This window comes from Limnoglobus sp., assembly GCF_059499385.1.
The window spans coordinates 83,479-105,643 of the sequence record NZ_JCABYM010000021.1 but is presented as its reverse complement, the minus strand read 5'-3'; the positions used below and the strand labels follow the sequence as shown (position 1 = coordinate 105,643).

At 67.3% G+C, this 22,165-nt stretch carries 18 protein-coding genes and 1 tRNA gene; 13 read left to right on the top strand and 6 right to left on the bottom strand.

From position 1 onward, the window contains the following. Positions 1-433: 433 nt before the first annotated feature. Positions 434-1,546, top strand: coding sequence for a radical SAM protein (locus AC5JJ2_RS03870; RefSeq protein ID WP_495856640.1), 1,113 nt, complete (start codon positions 434-436; stop codon positions 1,544-1,546). Positions 1,547-1,888: 342 nt separating this feature from the next. Continuing rightward, the gene (locus AC5JJ2_RS03865; RefSeq protein WP_495856639.1) at positions 1,889-2,272 is read left to right on the top strand and encodes a hypothetical protein; all 384 of its coding nucleotides are present in this window, start codon (positions 1,889-1,891) and stop codon (positions 2,270-2,272) included. Here AC5JJ2_RS03865 and AC5JJ2_RS03860 read toward each other — a convergent pair. The 5 genes from AC5JJ2_RS03860 to AC5JJ2_RS03840 all read right to left on the bottom strand — a co-directional run bounded on the left by AC5JJ2_RS03860 (position 2,237) and on the right by AC5JJ2_RS03840 (position 10,303). Next, the gene (locus tag AC5JJ2_RS03860) at positions 2,237-4,255 is read right to left on the bottom strand and encodes an ATP-dependent DNA helicase (protein WP_495856638.1); all 2,019 of its coding nucleotides are present in this window, start codon (positions 4,253-4,255) and stop codon (positions 2,237-2,239) included. The genes AC5JJ2_RS03865 and AC5JJ2_RS03860 overlap by 36 nt on opposite strands. Positions 4,256-4,391: 136 nt before the next feature. Then, positions 4,392-6,056, bottom strand: a complete 1,665-nt coding sequence (locus AC5JJ2_RS03855) for a sensor histidine kinase (protein WP_495856637.1) — start codon at positions 6,054-6,056, stop codon at positions 4,392-4,394. Further along, positions 6,053-7,606: a hypothetical protein gene (locus AC5JJ2_RS03850; RefSeq protein ID WP_495856636.1), complete on the bottom strand. Its 1,554-nt coding sequence runs from the start codon at positions 7,604-7,606 to the stop codon at positions 6,053-6,055. The genes AC5JJ2_RS03855 and AC5JJ2_RS03850 overlap by 4 nt, the downstream gene beginning before the upstream one ends. Positions 7,607-7,805: 199 nt before the next feature. After that, positions 7,806-9,224 (bottom strand): MBOAT family O-acyltransferase, encoded by a 1,419-nt coding sequence (locus AC5JJ2_RS03845; protein WP_495856635.1) that lies wholly within the window; start codon positions 9,222-9,224, stop codon positions 7,806-7,808. Next, positions 9,221-10,303, bottom strand: a complete 1,083-nt coding sequence (locus AC5JJ2_RS03840) for a hypothetical protein (RefSeq protein ID WP_495856634.1) — start codon at positions 10,301-10,303, stop codon at positions 9,221-9,223. The genes AC5JJ2_RS03845 and AC5JJ2_RS03840 overlap by 4 nt, the downstream gene beginning before the upstream one ends. A 342-nt stretch (positions 10,304-10,645) precedes the next feature. Between AC5JJ2_RS03840 and AC5JJ2_RS03835 the strand changes: the two genes are divergently transcribed. From AC5JJ2_RS03835 to AC5JJ2_RS03800, 8 genes are all read left to right on the top strand, one after another. Next, positions 10,646-11,767, top strand: a complete 1,122-nt coding sequence (locus AC5JJ2_RS03835; RefSeq protein ID WP_495856633.1) for a DUF6263 family protein — start codon at positions 10,646-10,648, stop codon at positions 11,765-11,767. A 153-nt stretch (positions 11,768-11,920) separates the two neighbouring features. After that, on the top strand, positions 11,921-12,805 hold the full coding sequence (gene rfbD, locus AC5JJ2_RS03830; RefSeq protein ID WP_495856632.1) for a dTDP-4-dehydrorhamnose reductase: 885 nt from the start codon (positions 11,921-11,923) through the stop codon (positions 12,803-12,805). A gap of 133 nt (positions 12,806-12,938) precedes the next feature. Then, the gene (locus AC5JJ2_RS03825) at positions 12,939-13,460 is read left to right on the top strand and encodes a DUF1579 domain-containing protein (RefSeq protein WP_495856631.1); all 522 of its coding nucleotides are present in this window, start codon (positions 12,939-12,941) and stop codon (positions 13,458-13,460) included. A 159-nt stretch (positions 13,461-13,619) separates the two neighbouring features. Further along, positions 13,620-14,597, top strand: coding sequence for an ATP-grasp domain-containing protein (locus AC5JJ2_RS03820; RefSeq protein WP_495856630.1), 978 nt, complete (start codon positions 13,620-13,622; stop codon positions 14,595-14,597). A 170-nt stretch (positions 14,598-14,767) separates the two neighbouring features. Continuing rightward, on the top strand, positions 14,768-15,790 hold the full coding sequence (locus tag AC5JJ2_RS03815) for an LLM class flavin-dependent oxidoreductase (protein ID WP_495856629.1): 1,023 nt from the start codon (positions 14,768-14,770) through the stop codon (positions 15,788-15,790). Positions 15,791-15,799: 9 nt separating this feature from the next. Then, positions 15,800-17,107, top strand: a complete 1,308-nt coding sequence (locus AC5JJ2_RS03810; protein ID WP_495856628.1) for an outer membrane protein assembly factor BamB family protein — start codon at positions 15,800-15,802, stop codon at positions 17,105-17,107. 109 nt (positions 17,108-17,216) lie between these two features. Continuing rightward, on the top strand, positions 17,217-17,897 hold the full coding sequence (locus AC5JJ2_RS03805) for a phosphopantothenoylcysteine decarboxylase domain-containing protein (RefSeq protein WP_495856627.1): 681 nt from the start codon (positions 17,217-17,219) through the stop codon (positions 17,895-17,897). Between the two features lie 55 nt (positions 17,898-17,952). After that, complete coding sequence (locus AC5JJ2_RS03800) at positions 17,953-18,528, top strand: peroxiredoxin family protein (protein WP_495856626.1); 576 nt, start codon at positions 17,953-17,955, stop codon at positions 18,526-18,528. A gap of 120 nt (positions 18,529-18,648) precedes the next feature. Here the strand turns inward: AC5JJ2_RS03800 and AC5JJ2_RS03795 are convergent, their stop codons facing one another. Beyond that, a complete protein-coding gene (locus AC5JJ2_RS03795; RefSeq protein ID WP_495856625.1) occupies positions 18,649-19,926 on the bottom strand; it encodes a DUF1501 domain-containing protein in 1,278 nt (425 codons plus the stop codon). A 235-nt stretch (positions 19,927-20,161) separates the two neighbouring features. Here AC5JJ2_RS03795 and AC5JJ2_RS03790 point away from each other — a divergent pair, with 235 nt between their 5' ends. The 3 genes from AC5JJ2_RS03790 (at position 20,162) to AC5JJ2_RS03780 (ending at position 22,007) form a co-directional block, all read left to right on the top strand. Continuing rightward, positions 20,162-20,674, top strand: coding sequence for a type 1 glutamine amidotransferase domain-containing protein (locus AC5JJ2_RS03790; RefSeq protein WP_495856624.1), 513 nt, complete (start codon positions 20,162-20,164; stop codon positions 20,672-20,674). A gap of 156 nt (positions 20,675-20,830) precedes the next feature. Continuing rightward, positions 20,831-21,817, top strand: a complete 987-nt coding sequence (locus tag AC5JJ2_RS03785) for a hypothetical protein (RefSeq protein ID WP_495856623.1) — start codon at positions 20,831-20,833, stop codon at positions 21,815-21,817. Positions 21,818-21,936: 119 nt separating this feature from the next. Then, positions 21,937-22,007, top strand: a tRNA-Gln gene (locus tag AC5JJ2_RS03780). The last annotated feature ends 158 nt before the right edge of the window (positions 22,008-22,165 follow it).

Genomic DNA, 22,165 nt, shown 5'->3' with positions numbered 1-22,165 from the left:
GAAAACTCACCGCCGTCAGGGTCGGCAGAATCGCCAGAGGTTATCGAGGGGCGTGGGAACCTCACTTGCCATTATGACGAAACGCCGGGCCGTGTCTAACCCGTTCGGGCCGCGGGGCGTCCTATATTACTCAAGTGACACGACCGTTACACGCGGAATGATTCCGAACGCCTCGCAGCCGCGGCCGGTTGCCGTCGCAACGGCGAGCGTCACGGCGTGAGCGTGACGTGTCACGTGCCGGGCCGCGGCCGGATGTCGTGTCTTGTGGAACCCTGAGCGGAAGCGACCGGGGTGGAGCGCCTTCACCCCGTCGCTTCCGCTCAGGGTTCCACGAAGCCGGTCGCCGCGATTCGTAGGCACGTCACGCTCACGCCGTGACGCTCGCCGTTGATGGCCGTGGCAGTTCCCCGCACCGGGAAGCCTCTTGAAAGCAATGAGCACTCAGAACGTAACCCCGCCGACCGCCCGCGAGCCGGGCCGCCCCGTCGCCCGCCGGACCCGCACGTTCCGGCCGAACTACCTGTCGTTCGCCGGAACGTACCAGTGCAACCTGTCGTGCCCGCACTGTTGCGTGCCGATCGAGTGGACCGACCGGCTCGACATCCCGACGGCCCTCCGGTTCCTCGAACAGGCCCACGAAGCCGGGATCGAAGTCCTCGGCTTCACCGGCGGCGAGCCGTTCCTGTACCCGGAGTTCGTGATCGCGCTGACGAAGCGGGCCGCGGAGTTGGGCTTCCGGTTCGACAAGCTCATGTCCAACGGCGTCTGGCACACGGACGCGAAGCACTTGACCCGCGTGCTGACGAAGCTCCGCGAAGCCGGGTTCAGCGGCAAGCTCGGCCTGAGCGTGGACAAGTTCCACGGCATGGACATCGCCAAGCTCGCCGAGTACTGCCGGGTGGCCCGCAAGGTGTTCGCCCGCGACACGATCCTGTCGCTGAGCTACGCGAGCAAGTCGCCGGACAAGGGCCTCGAACCGATCCAGCGGCTGGCGAAGGAACTCGACGCGGTAATCGAGTGGTCGGACCTGTTGAAGCACTACCTGCTGGTCAGCGACGACTTCACGATGACGCTGAACTGGAACCATTTGGCGACGGTCGAGCGGGCCGAGGGCCTCGGCGGGGCCGACCCGTGGGACGGGACGTGGTTCCAGGAGGACTACTGCGAGGGGCCGGGGCAGGCGCTGATCGTGAACCCGAAGGGCGAGGTGAAGCCGTGCTGCGGCTTCGCCAGCGACCTGGACCAGCTCACCATCGGCAACGTCCACACGGACACGGTGGAGGAGATCATCCGCAACGCCCGGAAGCACCCCTACGTCGGCACGGTGTTCCGCAAGGGGCTGACGGCGATCCGCGACGAAATTCTGGCGCGTGACCCGGACGCCCTGCCGGGGGCGACGAGCAACCACTGTTATTTCTGCTGGTATGTCCTGACGCGTGGCCTCGCCGACGGCGTGAACGGCGGCGGCGGCAAGGTCGGGAAGTGGACCGGCGACCGGGCGAACCACACGGGGAAGTTGATTCAGTTGGGAGTCAGGAGGGCTTAGGAGGCCCGACTTCCGAAGTCCGGCTTCGACTTCGGAAGTCGAACCGGCAACGACGCCCCGTCGTTTCGTAGGGTGGGCATTGCCCACCGGTGTCGGAGGCGGTCGCCGACACCGGTGGGCAATGCCCAACTACTTGACTTGGCATCCGTCCCCGCGCGGGATCGACTTCCGAAGTCGAAGCCGGACTTCGGAAGTCTAAGTTCCTCGCCCGCCGCGTTTGGAAGCCGAACTCTGGACGCCCGCGGTCCGTTACGCAAAGCCTCCACGTCGCGTTTAGACGGAGTCGCATCTCAAATCCCCCCGCGATTCAGACGAACCCTCTTGCAATCGGAGGGTTCCCCGATGATTCAATTCCGCTGTTGGTTCTGCAACCGCTACTGGCGAAAGCCCGACGCCGAACGCTTCCGACACTTTACTTGCCCCTGCGGCGAAGAGATTCGCGTCCCCCGACGTACCGGTCGATCGTCCCAGCCGTGGTCGCTGAAGAACTGGCTCGCCCGCTCGACGGTGTACGGCAGCTTCTGCGGCACCATGGGGTTTCTCTTCGGCTACCTGTATTGCATGCGATTCGGCGCGATGATGGCCTCGCCCGTCGGCCTTTGGTTGCTCGGCCTGTTTGTCGGCGTCCCCGCGCTCGTCGGCTTCCTCGGCGGCGAACGGGCCGTCGGGTTCCTGGGCGAGGTGGCGAAATCAATGGCGCGATCGGGAAACACGGGCGGCGGGTGAACGTGACGCCCCCGTCCCGGTCGGGACGCCATCGACAAACATTTCACACTCCGGCAGCGCGTCGAGGAACTGCTTCCCATACGGCTTCGTCAGCACCCGCGGGTCGAACAGCACGACGAGGCCGCGGTCGGTCGCGGTGCGGATCAGGCGGCCGAAGCCCTGCTTCAACTTGATCGCCGCCTGCGGGACCTGGTACGCCATGAACGGGTTGCCGCCGTCCGCCTGGATCGCTTCGAGGCGGGCCTCCGTCAGCGGGCGGTCCGGCACGGCGAACGGCAGCTTCGTGATGACCACGTTCGACAGCGCCTCGCCCCGCACGTCCACCCCCTGCCAGAAGCTGTCCACGCCGAACAGCACCGCCCGCGGCGTCGTGCGGAACTGCTCCAACATCTTCCCGGCCGGCATCCCCTCGCCCTGGCAGAACAGGGCGTACCCGTGCTTCGCCGCCCACGGCCGCAGCCGGTCGGCGGCCCGGTTCAGGAACGTGTAGCTCGTGAACAGCACGAACGCCCGGCCCTCCGTCTTCGCGAGGTACTCCGGCAGCTTCGCGATGACTTGCTCCTCGAACTCCGCGCTCCGCCCGGCCGGGTCCGGCATCGTGTTTTGAAAGAGGTGCAGTTGGACCTGCTTCTTGTAGTCGAACGGGCTGCCGAGTTGCAGCGTGTCGGCGTCGTCCAGGCCGAGTCGGTGCTGGACGTGGGCGAAGCCTTCCTTCCCGCCGGCGCTGAGCGTGGCGCTCGTCAGCACGACGGCGGGAACCTTGTCGTAAAGCTGCTCCTTGAGCGCCTGCCCGACCTCGATGGGGGCGCTGGCGAGCGACACTCGCGGCCGACCCATCGTCGTCTTTACCTCAACCCAGTAGACCTGCCCGCCGAGCGACTGCGCGAGCCACTGGCGGACCGTGTTCGCGAGCGCCGCCAGCCGCGTGGAGCGGCTGGTCAGTTCGATCTTCTCGTCTTCCGCCGACAGCTTGTTCGCGATGGCGGACAGCACGGACGCGAGCTTGTCCAACTCCTCGGATAGCGCGTCCGGCACGATCCCGGCCGTCCGCACGCGGCCGTTCGTGCGGCCTTGCAGTTGGTGCCACTCGTGGACGGAGCCGAAGAACCGCTCGGCCGCCTGCCGGGCGTTGTCGAGTTGCACGAAGCTGGCCGCATCGCCGTGGGCGGCGAGGACGCCGCGGTTGCCGCGCGGCGTGAGGATTTGGTTCAACAGGTACTCGACGCCGCCCTGCGACACCTGCAAGCCCAGGTGGTCGGCCGCCACGTCTTCGAGCGTGTGGGCCTCGTCGAAGATGACGGCTTGGTAGTCCGGGAGCAGCCCCGCTCCCTGCCGCCGCAGCGCGAGGTCGCTGAAGAACAGCGCGTGGTTCACGACGAGCAGGTTCGCCCCGTACACGGCCTTGCGGGCCTTGTAATAGAAGCACTCGGCGTGGTTCGGGCAGACACGGCCGAGGCAGTTGCCGCTCTCGGACTCGACCGAATCCCAGACGCTCGGGAACGGCTGCAACGGCAGGTCGGACCGCGTGCCGTCGGCGGTCTTCCGGGACCACTTGCCGATGGTCTGGAGTTGTTGCACCGCGACCGGGTCGGCGAACAGCGTACCCATCCGCTGCTGCGCCACCTTGAGCCGCCGGAGGCTGACGTAGTTCCCGCGGCCCTTCACCAGGACCGGGCGGAAGTCGAACGGTAGCGCCTGCTGCAGGAACGGGATGTCCTTCTCGATGAGTTGGTTTTGCAGGGCGATGGTGTGCGTCGAGACGACGACGCGGTAGTCCTTGCGGTCCGCGACGGCGGCGACGGCCGGGAGCAGGTACGCGAAGCTCTTGCCGACGCCGGTGCCGGCCTCGACCATCATTTTCTGGTTCTTCTTGAGCGCGGCCGCGACCGCCTCGGCCATCTCGACCTGTTGCGGCCGGGCCTCGAAGTGCGGCATCCGAACCGCGAGGTCGCCGCCGGGGGCGAGTAATTGCGTGAGCTTCATCCGTGGATTGTGGCAAAGACGGGCGGGCGGTGTCCATAGTAGTAGGCACACTCCGTGTGCCGTCTCCTGTCGGTCGCAGCGACTTCCGAGAACTCGCCGACACGCCGAGGAGACGGCACACGGAGTGTGCCTACTACTATGCCGCGGGAAACACCACCCGGAACGTCGTCCCGTGTCGCACGGCGGACTCGATGTTGAGCTGCGCGTGGTGGTGTTCCAGTACCATCGCCACGAACGAGAGGCCCAGGCCCATGCCCGCGCTGTAGCCCTCGTACAGGGCGTTGTCCCGCTTCGTCGTGTAGTGCGGCTGGAGGCACTTCTTGCGAACCTCCTCCGTCATGCCGACGCCGTTGTCGCGGACTTCGAGAATCACGCGCCCTTCGATTCGCTTCACGATGAGGGCAATCTCGCCCTTCCACCCGGCGGCGGCGAGCAGCTTCTGCTTGCGGTCGTCGGATGGGGCGACGCGGGCGTCCTCCCGCAGGTGGTTTCGCATCTCGAACGTCGCGTCGCGGGCGTTGAAAATTAAATTCTCGATCGCCTGCTGAAGGTGCGAACTGTCGCCGGTGATGCAGACTGGTTCCGCCGGCACGTCGGCGGTCAGCTTCAGCTTCCACTTGTCCCGCCCCATGTCCGCCCAGGTGTTGACCGAGTCGCGGACCAGCGCGGCCAGGTCGAGCGTCGTTACCTCGGCGTTCGACGGGTCGCGGCGGACGGTCTTCAATATCTGTTGCAGCCGCTCGGTCACCGTTCCGAGCGTGGACCTCACCTCGTGCAGCATCCCCTCCTGCTCGTTCGACAGCCCATTGACCTCGATGCACCGCGAGAGTAGGTCGTTCGGCCGGACGAGGAGGTTCTTGATGTTGTGCGCGTAGCTGCCGGCCATGATCCCGATGCTGGCGTAGAGCTGCGACTTCATTTCGAGCGTCGTCTTCTCGGCCTCCATCGCCCGCCGTTGCAGGTCGGCGGTTTCGAGTTGCTTACCGAGGAGTTGGGCCTGAAGTTGCGACTGAATCCGGGCGGCCTCGTCCTCGCGGTGCTGGGCCTGGAGCAATTCGATCTCGCGGTGTTCCGCCTCGGCAATCGCCGTCAGCCGGGCGACCTCGCGCTGTCGTTCGCGGCGAAGGAAACGGATGACGAACAAGGCGGCCAACGCCGTAGCAGTCAATAAGAGCGCGCCGGCGAGAAGCGACATCCGCTGCCGCTCCTGTTCCAGCCGTTGCAGCTTGTTAAAGGCGTGCAGCCGGTACTCACAGCGGATCGTGGCGCGGCCGTCGCCGAACGGGGCATATTCCAACACATCCAGCCGGTCGCTGTTCTGTCGCGTGGGCTTCGGCACGGTGGACACCCACGACAGCACGTCACGGTCCGCATTCTTGGACCCGGTCGGCGGGCCGAGATCGACCTCCAGCCGGTAAATCTCTGGGAACAGCGGGAGCTGGTTCACGTAGGCCCGCGTCGGCTCGACGAGCGACCGCATGTGCTCCAGCACTTCCGCCCGCTTCGTCTCCTGGCGGCGGGGGTCGTCCGTGCCGTCCGGGTCGTCGTCGCGGATGCGGACGTACTCCTTCACCAGTTCGGGGAGCGTCTTGCGGAAGTTCCGCGACTCGTCGATCCACTCGCGGATCGTCGCCCGGTCGGCTTCCTCGGACCATGTCGCGCGGTCGTAGAGCAAACTCACGAGCCAGCCGACGAGGACGGCCCACAGCACGACGACCGGTGCGAGGCCGCCCACGTACTTCCACACGGCCCGCTTCGCCGGGAGCGCGATGGCCGCGGTCGTGGAGGGCGAGAGCGTCACGGCCGCACCCCCGTCATCGTCTGACTCAGTGCCCGCGTCCGGACGAGTTGCCACCCGCGGCGGCGGGTGGACCGCCACACTTCGAGAACGCCCTCCGGCAGCCCGGCCTCTTCCCCGTCCTTCGGAAGCACGACGCAGACGTACTCGTTCCGCCCGCCGACGCGGTTGCCGGATTCGTCGAAGATCGCCGGTTGCAGGCCGCGAATCCGCTTCGCCAGGACGTCCCCGCCGGACGCCAGCTCGCCGTCACCGAACGTGCCGCGGGCGAGCGTCTTCACCATGTCCGCGAAGTGCAGCACGTCGTCGGTGCCGTTCGGCGGCTCAAGCCGATAGCCGCCGTCCGGCGTCGGCCCCTCGTCCCACCCGACCGGGTTGTTGTGCGCGAACAGGATGAGCGGCACGGTCAGCGACCGGACCGGCCACGCGAACTCGCCGTCCCGCAGGATGGTGTTCACGCCCATGCCGTCGCCGTTGATCGCGACGACCTTCCGCCCGAGGCCCGGCGACGCCCCGGCGAGCGTCCGGATCAGCCGCCGAGCCGGGGAAGAAACCGTCGGGATGAGCAACAGCGACCGCTGCGGCGGCAGCATGTGCAGTTCCTTGAGCATCGCGTCGGCGACTTCCTCCTCCCGGCGGTTCGGGTTGTAGTATCCGCCGACGCTGAACGGGACCTGCCACCCGGAGAGCGTCGGCGTCGGCTTGGGGCCGGCCGGCGAGTACAGGAGTTCGCGGAACTGGCCGATCAGGTCGGCGGAGTACGGGTCGTCGTCCCAGTCCACGTAGAAGACGGTCGGCTTGATCGGCGGGTCGGCGGCGGCCAGCGCCCCGGACGCGACGGCGAGCTTCACGTCATCGCTGAGGAGTCGGGGCCGGAGCGTCGGCGATTCCCACACGAAGTCGAGGATCGCTTCCGCCATCTGCCGGTTGTTGAAGCAGAACCGAAACGACCGGCCTTCGTAGATGCGGAGCAGGTCCGTCGTCTGGCCGACGGCCGCGTCCTTGTCGTTCGCGTCGTCGAGGCCGGTGTAGACCTTCTCGGCCGTCGCGTTCGTGATGAAGAAGATCGGCCGCTGACCTTTCCACTCCGTCTGCCCGGCGAGGGCGAGGGCCATGTCGCGGGCGCGGTCGCTGCTGCCGCCGCCGATGACGGCCAGCGGCGCGGGTTGCCGCTCGCCGAGGAGCTTGCACCAGTACGCGGGCGGGTGGTCGCCGCTCAGCTTGTACCACCGGAACCGGAGCTTGCCGGGCCGGCCGTGCATCCCGACGACGACCTCCGGCACAGCCGTCGTCTGGTCGAGGAACGCGGCCGAGTCATCGACGGAAACGCCGGGCAGCCCGGCCGCGGCCCGGCGGACACCGGCCACGAACCGCTCCCAGTTCGCGCCGCTGGTGGTGGTGTTGAAGAACGCGATCTCGCGGTCGCCGTCCGGGACCGGCATCGGGGCGGCGTAGTTCGACGGCCCGAGGCCGGGGATGCGGACGCCGTAGACGATCAGCGCCAGCGGCAGGCAGACGACCGCGATCAGGAGCGGCCAACGGAGGCGGTTCATGGAGTATTTGTACTGACACGTCTCGGCACCCGTCATATAGCGGTGGGCTTGCCCACCGTGCGGTTTCGAGTCTTCGAGAAACCGCGTGGGCCTTCCCGTTGCCGGGACGTTCCTCCCATCGCAATCAGGCGTCCGTGGGAGGAAGGCGCACGCGGCCTCGAAGACTCGGCCGCACGGTGGGCAAGCCCGCCGCTATCTGTCAGAACTGTATGTAAATGAACGTCTTCCCGACGCCGGGGCTGAACACGACGACCGCCGCCAGGCACACCGCCGCGTTCGCGACGCGGACCACTTCCCACTCCGCCTTCAGCACCGGCAGCCGCTCGCGGAGTAACTCCCACCCGTGCCCCGCCAGCCCTAGCAGCACCAGTAGCGGCACGACCGCCGGTACGCCGCGCGTTCCGTCCGACACTCCCAGCACGCCCGCGAACATCGCCCCGCCGCCGGCCCACGAGGTCATCCGCACGAGGATCAGCGCCACGAGCAACTGCGCGAACGTCGCCGCCCACGCGAACACGGCCCACACCGCCGACCCGCGCACCCGGTCGGCCCACGGCCTTCCCCTCAGTGCCAGGTCGAACGCCCGGTGGGCGCACACGAGCAGGCCGTTGTAGACGCCGTACACGAACCACGCCCACGTCGCCCCGTGCCAGAGGCCGCACAGGACGAAGATCGCCATCAGGTTCAGGTATGTCCGCGCCGCAGAACCGCGGCTGCCGCCGAGCGGGAAGTACAGGTAGTCGCGGAGCCACGTCGAGAGCGACAGGTGCCACCGCCGCCAGAAGTCGGTGATGTTCGCGGCCAAGTACGGCAGATTGAAGTTCGCCGGCAGCTCGAACCCGAACCACTTCGCCGCGGCCAGGGCCATGTCCGTGTACCCGGAGAAGTCGCAGTAGATTTGCACCGCCCACGCCAGCGCCGCCCACCGGCACGCTGCGGGTGAGAACGCGGCCGGGTCTTCGAACGCGGCCGACACGAACAGTTGGTCGAGCTGGTCCGCGATCACGAGCTTCTTGAACAGCCCGCGGGCGAACAGGAACACACCGTCGCGAACTTGGTCCGCGGTCGGGACCGGCGGCGTGACCAGCTGCGGCAGGAACTCCACCGCCCGCACAATCGGCCCGGCCGCCATCTGCGGGAAAAACGCGACGAACAGCGCGTAGTCGAGGAAGCTGTTCACGGCCTTAATTTGCCGGCGATAAATATCGACCGTGTAGCTGATGCCCTGGAACGTGTGGAAGCTGATGCCGAGGGGCAGCAGGATGTCCCACGCCCGCGGCGGCACGTCGGCGAACAGGCCCCACACGGCCGCCCCGGTGTCCCAGACGAAGACGGTGTACTTGAATGCGAACAACAGGCCGAGGTTCGACACGACGCTGACGATGAGCCACCGCTTCCGCACTCGCTCGTCGGTCGCGGCGTCGATCCGCTTCCCGACGGCGAAATCGACACCGGTGAGCAGCAACAGCACCCACAGGTAGTACGGGCTGCACGCGGCGTAGAAGGCCCAGCTCGCGAGGAGGAGGAAGGCGTACTTCGCCGTCCGGCCGCGGAGCCGGTGGTAGCCCACGAGGACGACGACGAGGAAGATTAGGAACGCCTTGCTGCCGACCGTCACGGGCGAGCCTCCCCGACCTGTGCCCGGACGCGGTTCTCGTCCGTCGTCGGCGGGCGGCCGATTTCGTCCAGCTTCAACTTCAGCCACCGGGAGAACACCGTCGCCCCGGTCGCGTTCAGGTGGATCGTGTCCGCGAACCCGGCGTCCGTGATGCCGACGATGTCCCGGTGGGCGCGGATCACCGTCAGCCCGTGGGCCGCCTCTTCCTCGGCCAGCAACTTCCGGTATTCGGCGAACGCGGTGGCGTACTTCGCCTCCAGGTCGGCCGTCACCGGCACGTCCACCAGCACGAGTGACACCCCGTTGTCACCCGCCCAGCGGATCAGCTTGTGCAGGTACGTCCGGTGCGAGCCGGTCTTGTAGTTGTCGAGGAACTTGAACGGGGACTGCGGGCTGTTGTCCCGCTTCACGGCGTCGTACCGCTGCTCGACGAACCCCTTCGCCGGGGCGTACCCGTCGCCGGTCCGGAGCGCGTCGGCGTAGTCGCGAAGCTCCTTCGCCTCGCGGGCCGAGTCTGTCGTGTCGTCGAACTGGGACGCGGCCCACATCCGTATGCCGTGGCGGTGCCGCCACAGGGACCAGGCGCGAGAGACGCGGGCCGATAGATACTGGCGAACGACCCACGACCGTGAATCCGGCCGCGTCCGCGCCCATTCCACGGCGTCGGAGAACGTCATCAGCGACGCCGGGCCGTGCGGCTCGTGGCGACTGTCATTGAGGTCGCTGGCCGTGATCCCGTAGACGAGGAGCTTCGGCGGCGTCGGGCAGGCGAGCTTCACGGCGTGGTAAAACTCCGACGTGGTCCCGCCGGGCAGCCCGACGGCGTAGGCGTTGAGAAGCGGCTCGCCGTTCCAGTTCGCGCCGACGATCTCGCGCGGCTGAATGCCTTCGCTGACGACGGAGCCGCCGAGGACCACCACGTCCCGCCGCTCTTTCGCGCAGCCCTCCACCCGCGCAGCGTAGTCGTCCGGCGAGTACCGGTCCCACGTGCCGGCCGTCGCGATTACAACGAGATCGAGGACGACGAGGGCGAGCAGGACGCGGAGCGGGCCGCGGAAGCGGCGGGTGGCGGCGGGCATCGCGGACCATCCGTGGCGGTCGATGCGGATTCATTCCGGGCCATAGGATAAGCCGATTCCCGCGAACGGCGGAAGGGCAACCGGCGTAACAGAGTAGTAGGCACACTCCGTGTGCCGTATGCGGCCGGTCGCAGCGGCCCTGATGAACTCCGCGGCGGCCATAGTAGTAGGCACACTCCGTGTGCCGTCTGCTGTCGGCCGCAATCACTCCGTGCCGGTCTCCGCGGCCGGAAGGAAACGGCACACGGAGTGTGCCTACTACTTTGTTTCCGCCGCACCCTTGCTTCCCCCGGACGCGGGGGTAAAAAATCCGTCCTTCCCGAAGCCACCGGAGACTCTGCCGTGTTCCGATACCGCCTCTTGGCGTTCGCCCTGCTCGCCGCGAGCACCACGTTCGTGGTCGCGCAAACCCCGCCGGCCGGGGAGAAGAAGGCCGACCCGCCCAAACCGGAGGAGAAGAAGCCGGCCGAGACGAAACCGGGCACGCCGGCCCCGCCCGCCCCCGCGCCGGCCCCGGCCCCCGCGACGCCCGGCGTGAATGCGGCCAAGTTCGAGACGAAGTTCGAGAAGGACAAGGCGTTCTTCCAGGAGATGACCACGACCGTCACGCAGACGATCAAGGTCCAGGGCGGGTCCGACCTCGTGCAGACGCACGAGCAGACGTTCTTCTTTAAGTGGCTGCCGACGAACTTCGCCAACGACAAGTGGACGGTGAAGCAGACGATCGAAGGCGTGCGGATGAAGATCGACATCGCCGGGAACAAGGTGGAGTACGACTCGACGAACGCGAACGCGGCCGGCGCGGCCGGGAACCCCGGCCTGGCCGACTTCTTCTCGAAGCTCGTCGGCACCGAGTTCATCATCACGTTCGGCAAGGGCATGGTCGTCGAGAAGGTGGACGGCAAGGACGACTTCCTCAAGAAGCTCGGCGGCGTCAACCAGCAGATGGAATCGCTCCTCAAGAAGATGCTGACCGACGAGGCGATGAAGCAGATGACCGACCCGTCGTTCGGGCTGACCGCGGACAAGGAGCAGACGGTCGGTGGCAAGTGGGAGAAGAAGGCCACCATGAACCTCGGCCCCATCGGCTCCTACGACACGGTGACGACGTACACGTACACCGGCAAGAACGCGGCCGGCGTCAACGCGGCCGAGAAGGAACTGGACCGGATCGAGGTCGTGACCGTCATGACGTACAAGGCCCCGGCCGCCGACCAGGGCGAGGGCTTGCTGTTCAAGATCAAGGGCGGCGAGCTGAAGACGGAGCCGTACAAGCCGGGCGAGAAGGCGAACTTCATCTTGTACAACCCGAAGACCGGCCGCGTCGAGCAGTCGAATCTGTCGGTGAAGCTGGTCGGCAAGCTGAACGTGACGATCGGCGGCACGGACACGACGATCGACCTCTACCAGGAGCAGACGACGACCGTGAAGACGAAGGACACGAGCTTCGTCGAGAAGAAGTAAGGGGTCAGGGATAATGTGAAACCGGCGGGCTTGGCCCGCCGGTTTTTTTATAGTAGTAGGCACACTCCGTGTGCCGTCTGCTGTTGGTCGCAGCGACTCGGACGAACTCGCCGCGGCGGTGAAGGGGACGGCACACGGAGAGTGCCTACTACTATGAAAACGCTCGTCCTCGGCTCCGCCGGGCAACTCGGCCGCGACCTGACGCCGCTGCTGCCCGGAGAGGTCGTCGCCGCCACGCGGGCCGACGCCGACTTCGGCACACCCGGCAGCCTCACGGCCCTCGTGCGGCAACACTCGCCGAACCTCGTCGTGAACTGCGCCGCGTACAACCTCGTGGACAAGGCGGAGGCCGAGCCGGACGCCGCGTTCGCCGTGAACGCTTGGGGCGTGCGGGAACTGGCGACGGCCTGCCGCGAGGCGGACGCGAAACTCGTCCACGTCAGCACCGACTACGTATTCGGCCTCAACGCGGCCCGCGCCACGCCGTTCGCCGAGGACGACGCCCCCGGCCCGGTGAGCGTGTACGGACTGAGCAAACTCTGCGGCGAGTACGTCGTGCGGTCCCTGTGCCCGAAGCACCTCGTCGTCCGGACGTGCGGGCTGTACGGCGTCTGGGGCAGCGGCGGCAAGGGCGGGAACTTCGTCGAGACGATGCTCCGGGTCGCCGGGCAGGGGAAGCCGCTGCGGGTGGTCAACGACCAGCTCTGCACGCCGAGCTACACGAAGGACGTGGCCGCGACGATTGCCGCGCTGATCGCCGCGGCCGCGACCGGCCTCTTCCACACGACCAACGCCGGCGGGACGACGTGGCACGACTTGGCGGCCGAGGTTTTCCGACAGGCCGGCGTGTCGGCAAACCTTTCCCCGATTGCCACGGCCGAGCGCAACGACCCGGCGAAGCGGCCGCCGTACAGCGTGCTGTCCTGCGCGAAGCTTACGACCGTCGGCGTCCCGGCCCCGCGGCCGTGGCGGGAGGCCCTGGCCGCGTACCTGACTGAACGGGCGTCCCGTACCGACCGTATCGACGTTCGTGCGTAAATTTTTGACATCTTGTTCACTACCGAGCTTTCGCCCGCCCGGTTGTCGGGTTAGAACCCTTCGCATACGACCGCGTCGCGATTCACACCCGTTCGCCGCGGCCGTCCCTCGCCCACCCCTCTGGAGAGACGTGATGAAAGTTCTGCGAACCCTGTTCGTGGCGGCCGTGGCCCTGACCCTCGCCGGCACGCCGATCCGCGCCCAGGAGGCGGTGAAGCCCGGCCCGGAGCACCAGATGCTCAAGAAGTGGGAAGGGACGTGGGAAACCACGATGAAGATGGCCGGCATGGAGTCCAAAGGGAGTTGCACGTACAAGATGGAACTCGGCGGCCTGTGGCTGGTGAGCAACTTCGAGAGCGACCTGGGCGGGGCGAAGTTCACCGGCAAGGGCCTCGACTCCTACGACCCGGCGAAGAAGAAGTACGTGGGCATCTGGGTGGACAGCTGGTCCACCAGCCCGCTGAACATGGAGGGCACGTTCGACGCGAAGACGAAGACGCTGACGATGACCGGCGACGGCCCCGGCATGGACGGCAAGCCGACGAAGTTCAAGGCCGTCTCCGAGTGGAAGGACGAGGACACGGTGAACTTCAGCATGTACATGGGCGACGGCAAGGAGCCGGGGTTCACCATCACGTACAAGCGGAAGAAGTAAGTTACCGGCTTCCAGTGAAGTCGGGCGGTTCCGTCGGCCCATGCCGACGGGACCGCCCGACTCGACTTTTTGCAGGCTCGAAAGAACGCCGACCCTTCGCCGTTGCTGCCCCGCACGTTCCTGTCTACTCTTCCCTCATCACACCCCGCGGGACGCCTCATGCCGTCGTACCGACCGTTCGCGATCTACCACGAGCACCCCGACTGGTTCCGGCCGCTGTTCGCCGAACTCGACCGCCGCGGCATCCCGCACGTCGCCCTCGACCCGCGGGGCCACCACTACGACCCGGCCGACGACACCGCCCCCTACGGCCTCGTGTTCAACCGCATGAGTCCGTCGGCGTACCTCCGCGGCGGCGTGCAGGGGATGTTTTTCACGCTCAACTTCCTCGCGCATCTGGACCGCCTCGGCGTGCCCGTCGTCAACGGGCTGACCGCGTTCGGGTACGAAATCTCGAAGGCCCGACAGCTGACGCTCCTCGAATCGCTCGGCCTGCCGTACCCGCGGTCGCGGGTCATCAACCACCCGTCGCGGGCGGTCGCGGCGGCGACGGGGCTGCGGTTCCCGGTCGTGGTGAAGGCAAACGTCGGCGGCAGCGGGGCGGGCATCGTTCGCTTCGACACGTCGGAAGACCTGGCCCGTGCCGCGGCCGAGGACCGGCTCGACTTCGGCGTGGACCACACGGCCCTGGTGCAGGAGTACGTCCCGGCCCGCGGCGGGCACATCACGCGGGTCGAGACGCTCGGCGGCAAATTCCTCTACGCGATCAAGGTGTTCACGACGGGCGACACGTTCAACCTCTGCCCGGCCGACATCTGCCAGCGGAGCGACGGCGTCGAGCTGCAACGCTCCGCCTGCCCGATCGACGCGCCGAAGACCGGGCTGAAGGTGGAAGGCTACACCCCGCCGCCGGCGGTAGTGGCCGCGTGCGAGGCGATCGTGCAGGCGGCGGAGATCGACGTGGGCGGGATCGAGTACATGATCGACGACCGCGATGGCCGGCTGGTTTATTACGACGTGAACGCCCTGTCGAACTTCGTGGCGGACGCCAAGAACGTAATCGGGTTCGACCCGTTCGCGCGGCTGGTGGATTACTTGGAAGCGCGGGCGACGGCCCGTGGGGACGCGGCGATTTGAGCGGCCGACTTCCGAAGTCCGGCTTCGACTTCGGAAGTCCATCCACGCCGGGACGGTTCTTCCCGGCCGGCGGGTGGCTGATCTCGCTCGACTTCCGAAGTCGAAGCCGGACTTCGGAAGTCGGGTGTTTCGAGCTGCAATACGATCCGAGTGAATACTGAGGTTCCTACATGCGGTACGGCTACTGGCTCCCGGTGTTCGGCGGGTGGCTTCGCAACGTCGAAGACGAGAACATGGCCGCCACCTGGGAATACGCGAAGCGACTCGCGCAGCGCAGCGAGAAGATCGGGTACGACCTCACGCTCGTCGCGGAACTGAACCTCAACGACATCAAGGGCGAGGCCGAGCCGTCGCTCGATGCGTGGAGCACGGCCGCCGCGCTCACGGCCGTCACGGACACCCTCGAATACATGGTCGCCGTGCGGCCGACGTTCCACAACCCGGCCCTGCTCGCGAAGCAAGCCGCGAACATCGACCACATCGGCGGCGGCGGGCGGCTGTCGCTGAACGTCGTCTCCAGTTGGTGGAAGGACGAGGCCACCAAGTACGGCGTCCACTTCGAGCAGCACGACGACCGGTACGCCCGCACCGCCGAGTGGCTGGAAGTGCTCGACAACCTCTGGACGCGCGACGGGTTCGACTTCGACGGGAAGTATTACAAGCTGAAGGACTCGATCCTTCAGCCGAAGCCGGTGACGAAGCCGCGGCCGACGATCTACGCCGGCGGCGAGTCGGAGGCGGCGAAGAATCTCATCGCGAAGACGTGCGACGCCTACGTGATGCACGGCGACCCGCCGGCGCGGATCAAGGAGAAGATCGCGGACATGGCCGTGAGGCGGGAGAAGCTCGGGCTACCGCCGATGCAGTACGGCATCGCCGCGTACTCCATCGTGCGGAACACGGAGGCCGAGGCGAAGGCGGAGCTGGCCCGCATCACGGACGTGAAGCAGTCGGCCGCGGGGTACCACAACTACCAGCAGTGGCTGAGCGGCACGCAGCTCGAACAGCGGGTGTCGCTCGAAGAATACTCCGTCAGCAACCGCGGGCTGCGGTCCGGCCTCGTCGGCACGCCTCAGCAGGTCGTCGATCAGGTGGCCGCGTTCGAGGCCGCGGGCGTGAACCTGCTGCTATTGCAGTGCAGCCCGCAGTTGGAAGAGATGGAGCGATTCGCCGAGTTCGTCATCCGGAAATAAGGACCCGCCATGAAGCGACCCCTCACCCTCGCACTCCTGTTCGCGATGAGCGCACTCGGCACGGCCGCGGACAACTGGCCGCACTGGCGCGGGCCGACGGCCAACGGCGTCGCCGCGGCGAACGCCAACCCGCCGACGAAGTGGGACGAGAACACCAACGTCAAGTGGAAAGCTCCGCTGCCGGGGAAGGGGAGCGCCACGCCGATCGTGTGGGAGGATCAAGTTTTCGTCGTGACTGCGTCAAAGACCGACCGCGAGGCGACGGCGGCGGAACTGCCGAAACCGGACCCTCGGTTCAAGACGAATACAGTCCCGCCGCGGCACTTCTACAAGTTCGAGGTCCTCAGCTTCGACCGCGCGACCGGCCGCGAGAAGTGGCGGAAGACGGCGGCCGAGGCCGTGCCGCACGAGGGCCACCACGAGACGCACTCCTACGCCGCCGGGTCGCCGACGACCGACGGGAAGCGGCTCTACGTGTCGTTCGGGTCGTTCGGCATCTTCGCCTACGACCTCGCCGGGACGAAGCTGTGGGAGCGGAACCTCGGCCGCATCCACTCCCGGCTCGCCTGGGGCGAGGCGGTCACGCCGGTGATTCACGGCGACTCGCTCATTCTGAACTGGGACCAAGAGGCAGACTCGAAGCTGATCGTGCTGAACCCCGCGACCGGCGAGACGACGTGGGAAGTCAGCCGCGACGAGAAGACGAGCTGGAACACGCCGTTCGTGGTCGAGCACAACGGCCGGACGCAGGTGATCGTGAACGGGACGACCCGCGTGCGGGCCTACGACCTGGCGAACGGCGCGGTCCAGTGGGAGGTCGGCGGGATGACCACGAACGCCATCCCGTCGCCGCTGGTGGCGGACGGCGTCGCCTACGTGATGAGCGGCTACCGCGGGGCCGCGGCCGTCGCCGTGCCGCTGAGTTCGAGCGGCGAGGTTCCCGCCGACAAGCTCGTGTGGCAGTACAAGAAGGGGACGCCCTACGTGCCGTCGCCGGTGCTGTACGACGGCCGGCTCTACTTCACCCAGGCGAACACGCAGGTGCTGACGATCCTCGACGCGAAGACCGGCAAGCCGATCCTCGCCGGCGAGCGGCTGCCGAAGGTCGGCCAGTTCTACGCCTCGCCGGTCGCGGCGGCCGGGCGGCTCTACTTCCCGGACCGCACCGGGACGACGCTCGTACTCGCGGCCGGAAGTAAGGCCGAGGTGCTGGCGACGAACACGCTCGACGACAAGTTCGACGCATCGCCGGTGGTCGTCGGGAAGACGCTCTTTCTTCGTGGCGAGAAGCACCTTTACTGCATCGAAGAGAAGTGATTTCTTGTAGGGCGGGTCAAGGCTCTGCGCCGACCCGCCGGGGGCATCAGGCGCGCCGGCGGGTCGGGGCAGAGCCTTGACCCGCCCTACAAAGCCAAGGCACTTCCCCATGAACATCCTCGTCACCGCCGGGAACACGCAGACGCCGATCGACCGGGTGCGGTGCATCACCAACGTCTTCTCCGGCCGCACCGGGGCGCAGATCGCCGCCGCCGCGTTCGACCGCGGGCACGCCGTCACGTTCATCACGTCGCACCCCGAAGTGCTGGCCGCGATCCCCACTACCCGGCCGCGCGAGGCCCCCGAGTGGCAGGTGAAGACGTACCGCACGTTCGAGGACCTGGAGGCCCGCATGGCCGAGGCGATCCCCGGCGGCGGGTTCGACGCCGTCGTCCACGCGGCAGCCGTGAACGACTACCACGTCGTCGGCACGTTCGCGAAGGTCGGCGACGCGTTCATCGACGTGTCCGCCGGCAAGGTGAAGGGAAGTCACGCCGACCTGTGGCTACGGCTCACGCCCGCGCCGAAGTTGGTGGACAAGATTCGGTCCGACTGGAAGTTCGCCGGGCTACTCGTGAAGTTCAAGCTCGAAGTCGGCGTGACCGAGGCGGAACTGCTGGACATCGCCGAGAAGTCCCGCTTGCACTCGGCGGCCGACCTCATGGCCGCGAACACCCTCGACGGCATGGGCGAGTGGGCCTACGTAGGGGCCGGCGATTGCTACCGCCGGGTCGAGCGGTCGCGGCTCGCGGCGACGCTCCTCGACGCCCTCGAAGCGAAATCGAAGTAACCCGCCCGCACCTTCGGCATCCAACCGTCGCCCATTCCTCCCCGGAGCGACGACGATGATTTCCCTGCGATCCGCCTGGCTGGTCCTGTTCCTCGTCGGCTGCACGTCCGCGCCGGCCGACTCCGCCCCGAAGCCGGACCCGAAGGCCGTGCCGAAGGTCGGCGACGCGGCGAAGGACTTCGAGCTGACGGCCCTCGGCGGCGAGAAGGTGAAACTGTCCGCCGTCGCCGAGAAGGGGCCGGTCGTGCTCGTCGTACTTCGCGGCAACCCCGGCTACCAGTGCCCGATCTGCAGCGAGCAGTTCGGCAAGTTCCGCGGCAAGGGGGACGAGTTGAAGACGCGCGGCGCGACCGTGCTGTTCGTCTACCCCGGCCCGGCCGACAAGCTGAAGGAGCACGCGGACGACTTCGTGAAGGGGAAGGACTACCCGGACCACTTCCGGATTCTGCTCGACCCGGACTACACGTTCACGTCCGCCTACGGCCTGCGGTGGGAGGCGAAGAACGAGACGGCGTTCCCCTCGACGTTCGTGATCGGCAAGGACGGGAAGGTGACGTTCGCGAAGGTGAGCACCGGCCACGGCGACCGCGCGAAGGTTGCGGACGTGCTGACGGCGCTCGACGGGAAGTGAGGCGGGTAAACCCTGGGACCGCGGGCGTCCCGCCCGCCACGGCCCCGGTCACTTGAGGCCGGTCCCCGCGGCCGGGAAGGTGGGCGGGCGGGCCGCCCGCGGTCCCAGGATTGTCAGCGGTTACACCAACTCCGTCACCGCGTCGCGGTCGTCGAGGACGTACATCGGCCGGCCGCTGCCGTTCGGGAACGTCACGGCCGGGTCGATCCCAACAGCCCGGTACAGCGTGCTCAGCAGGTGCGGGACCTTGTACGGCCGGTCCTTCGGGTACTCGCCGCGGGCCGACGACGCGCCGACGGCTTGCCCGACCTTCAGTCCGCCGCCGGCCACCAGCGCGCTCATCACCGGCGACCAATGATCGCGGCCGGCGTCGCTGCCGTTGACCTTCGGCGTCCGGCCGAACTCCCCCCACACCACGACGACCGTGTCCTCCAGCATCCCGCGTTCATCCAAATCGCGGATCATGTTCGCGAGACCGCGGTCGAGCATCGGCAGCTGCTTCTTCAACTCCTTGAAGTTCGACGTGTGCGTGTCCCACCCGCCGTAGCTGAGTGTCACGCACCCGACGCCGGACTCGATCAGCCGCCGGGCCGTCAGGAACTGCTCGACGCCCTTGTACCGGTCGAGCGACCGCGGGTCTTCCTTCTTCAGGTCGAGCGCCTTCCGGACGGTCCCGCTGGCGATCATGTCGAACGCCCGCTGGGTGAAGGAATCGAGGCCCTTCATCGTGCCGCTGGCGTCCACGTCCCGGCGGGCGCTGTCGAACCGCGTCAACAGCCCCTTGCGGTCGTCCATCTTCTCGCCCGCGTGCTTGGCCCGCAGGTTCTCGCGGCCCGACCCGTCCGGCGTGAACGGCCGGTGCGCCACGCCGAGGTAGCCCGGCTCCGTGCCGATGCTCATGCCCCGCAACGAGACGTAAGCCGGCACGTCGTCCCGCCCGCCGTTCAGCTTCGACATCACCGACCCGAACGACGGGTGGCCCGCCGTGCGGTTGATCTGTTCCGGGTAGCCGGTCATGACATAGCTGTCGCTGTGCTCGTCCGTCGCCACGATCGACCGGACGACGGCGAGTTTGTCGAACATCGCCGCCTGCATCGGCATGTGCTCGGAAATTTGCACGCCCGGTACGTTCGTGTTGATCGGCTTGAACTCGCCGCGGAACTCGGCCGGGGCGTCCGGCTTCAGGTCGTACATGTCGATGTGGCTGGGGCCGCCGGGCAGGTAGACCATGATGGCCGACTTCGGTGACGCGAGCGACCGGGCCGCGGTCGGCGACGCGGCCTTCGCCCGGAGTTGGTCGGCGAGCGTCAGCCCGGCCCCGAACGCGCCGAGGGCGAGGAAGTTGCGGCGGTTGACGGTGTCGCAGTGCGGCTGGCGGGAACCCCAGAACGTGAGCATTGGAGAGAACCTCCGAGGCGGGACGGCGCGAGGGCCGCGAGTGTGGTGGGACCGACCAAGGGTTGGACGCGGGCGGCAGGCGGGACGTTCCAAGCATAGACCGACGGGCGGGCCGACGCAATCAGAAAGCCGGGAAGCGTGCGGGGCGACCGCCCTGGGATATCGGCCTTTTGCGTTTTCGAGGGGGCCGTTAGAATCAGCATATCCGCTTCATTCACACCTGCTTGAGACCGCCATGAAAGCCCTTGTACTGTTGGCTAACGGCTTCGAAGAATTGACCTTGTTCGTGCCGATGTACCGCCTCCAGGAGGAGGGGGTCCACGTCACCCTCGCCGGCCCGATGCTCCACGGCATTACCGGGCAGCACGGCTACCACGTCGAGCCGGACGCCCGCATCCACGAGTTGAACCCCAGCGACTTCGACCTGCTCCTGATCCCGGACGGCCCCGCGGCCGAGAAGCTGCGGGTGCTGGAGGCCGTCGTCGATGTCGTCCGCACGTTCGCCCAAGAGGGGAAGATCGCGGCCGTCGGGCACGGGCCGCAGTTGCTCCTCAGCGCCGGGGCGCTCGACGGCCGGACCGTCACCTGCTCGCCCGGCATCCGGGACGACGTGCGGGCCGCCGGGGCGACGTACCGGGACGAACCGGCAATCGTGGAAGGGAACTTCCTGACCGGCCGCGGGCCGGACGACTTGCCGCAGTTCACGAAGATGCTGGTGAAATTCCTGAAGGTCGCCGCCAAAGTTTGACCCGGATTCGGCGAACAACCCCGCGTCCCCTACCCGGACCCGTGGGGTTCGGGTAACCTCTACAGGAACGGCGAAACCCGCCGCCCGCCGGCGGGGTAGATCGTCTAGCGGTTGCGTGCGGACCACGGCCGCGATCCACCGAACCAGGAGAGATTCATGCGATTCGTTCGTAGTCTGGTGGCGGCCGCCGCCATCGGGATCGGCCTGACCGCGACCCCGATCCGCGCCGCCGAGGTCGAGAAGCTGATCCCGGCCGAGGCCGAGTCGTACTTCCAGATCAACCTCAAGCAAATCATCGAGTCCGACCTGTTCAAGAAGTACGCCCTGGCCAACCTGAAGCAGGCGATGGAGGGGAACGAGGCCCAGAAGGCGCTCAAGGACCTCGGCCTCGACCCGCTCAAGGACGTGGACACGATCACCGGCGGGTTCTGGGGCGACGACCCGCAGAACATGAAGGCGCTCGTCGTCGTCCGCGGCAAGTTCGACCCGGCGAAGCTGTTCGAGGCCGCCGAGGCCGCCGCCAAGAAGGACGGGGACAAGGTGTCGATCGTCAAGGACGGCGACTACACGCTGGTCAAGTTCACCGCGAACAACCGGCCGGAGCCGTTCTTCGCCAGCGTCGTGGATAACACTACGCTCGTCGGCGGGACGGACAAGAAGATCGTGACGGCCGCGATGAAGGCGTCCGACGACAAGTCGAAGTCGGCGATGAAGAAGGAGCTGGCCGCGCTCGTCGCGAAGATGGACGGCAAGGCGTCGATGTTCGGCGTCGGCGTGAGCAACGGCAAGGTCGGCGACATTCCGGCCATCCCCGGCATCGACGACCCGGAGAAGCTGAAGAAGCAGCTGGAGAAGATGGAAAGCTCGTCGATGACGCTGAAGGTGACCGGCGACGTGGCGCTGGACATCCAGATGACGATGAAGGACGCGGCCGCGGCCGACGACTTCGGGGCGACGGTGGACGACCTGCTCGGCAAGGCGAAGGCGCTGCTGCCGCTGATCGGCGGTCAGGCCCCGCAGATGAAGCCGATCATCACGGACGTGACGAAGTCGCTGAAGAGCAAGGTGGAGAAGACGGACATCGTGATCTCGGTGAAGCTGACCGGCGGGGCCATCGGCAAGGCCGCCGGCTCGGACGACTGAGCCGTGACCGCCGCAATCGTTGACTCGCCGCCCGCCGCCAGGCGGGCGGTTTTTTTCACCGCGACCGGTCGAGAGGGGTTGAGCTTTCCCGCGGGCGTCGGTATAAATTCCCCACGGAATACCCGGTAGTGTAACGGTAGCACAAGAGATTTTGGTTCTCTTTGTCAAGGTTCGAATCCTTGCCGGGTAACTCGAACAACCCCCGCCGCCGCGGGGGTTGTGTCGTTGAATCGACTCCCCACATCCTCTCGCCCACGCGGCCGGTCCGCCGGCATCCCGTCTTGACACTTTCTTAACGCCCCGGCCCCCACTCTTGACGCCGCCCTGATCCGCTTCCTGCGATACTTA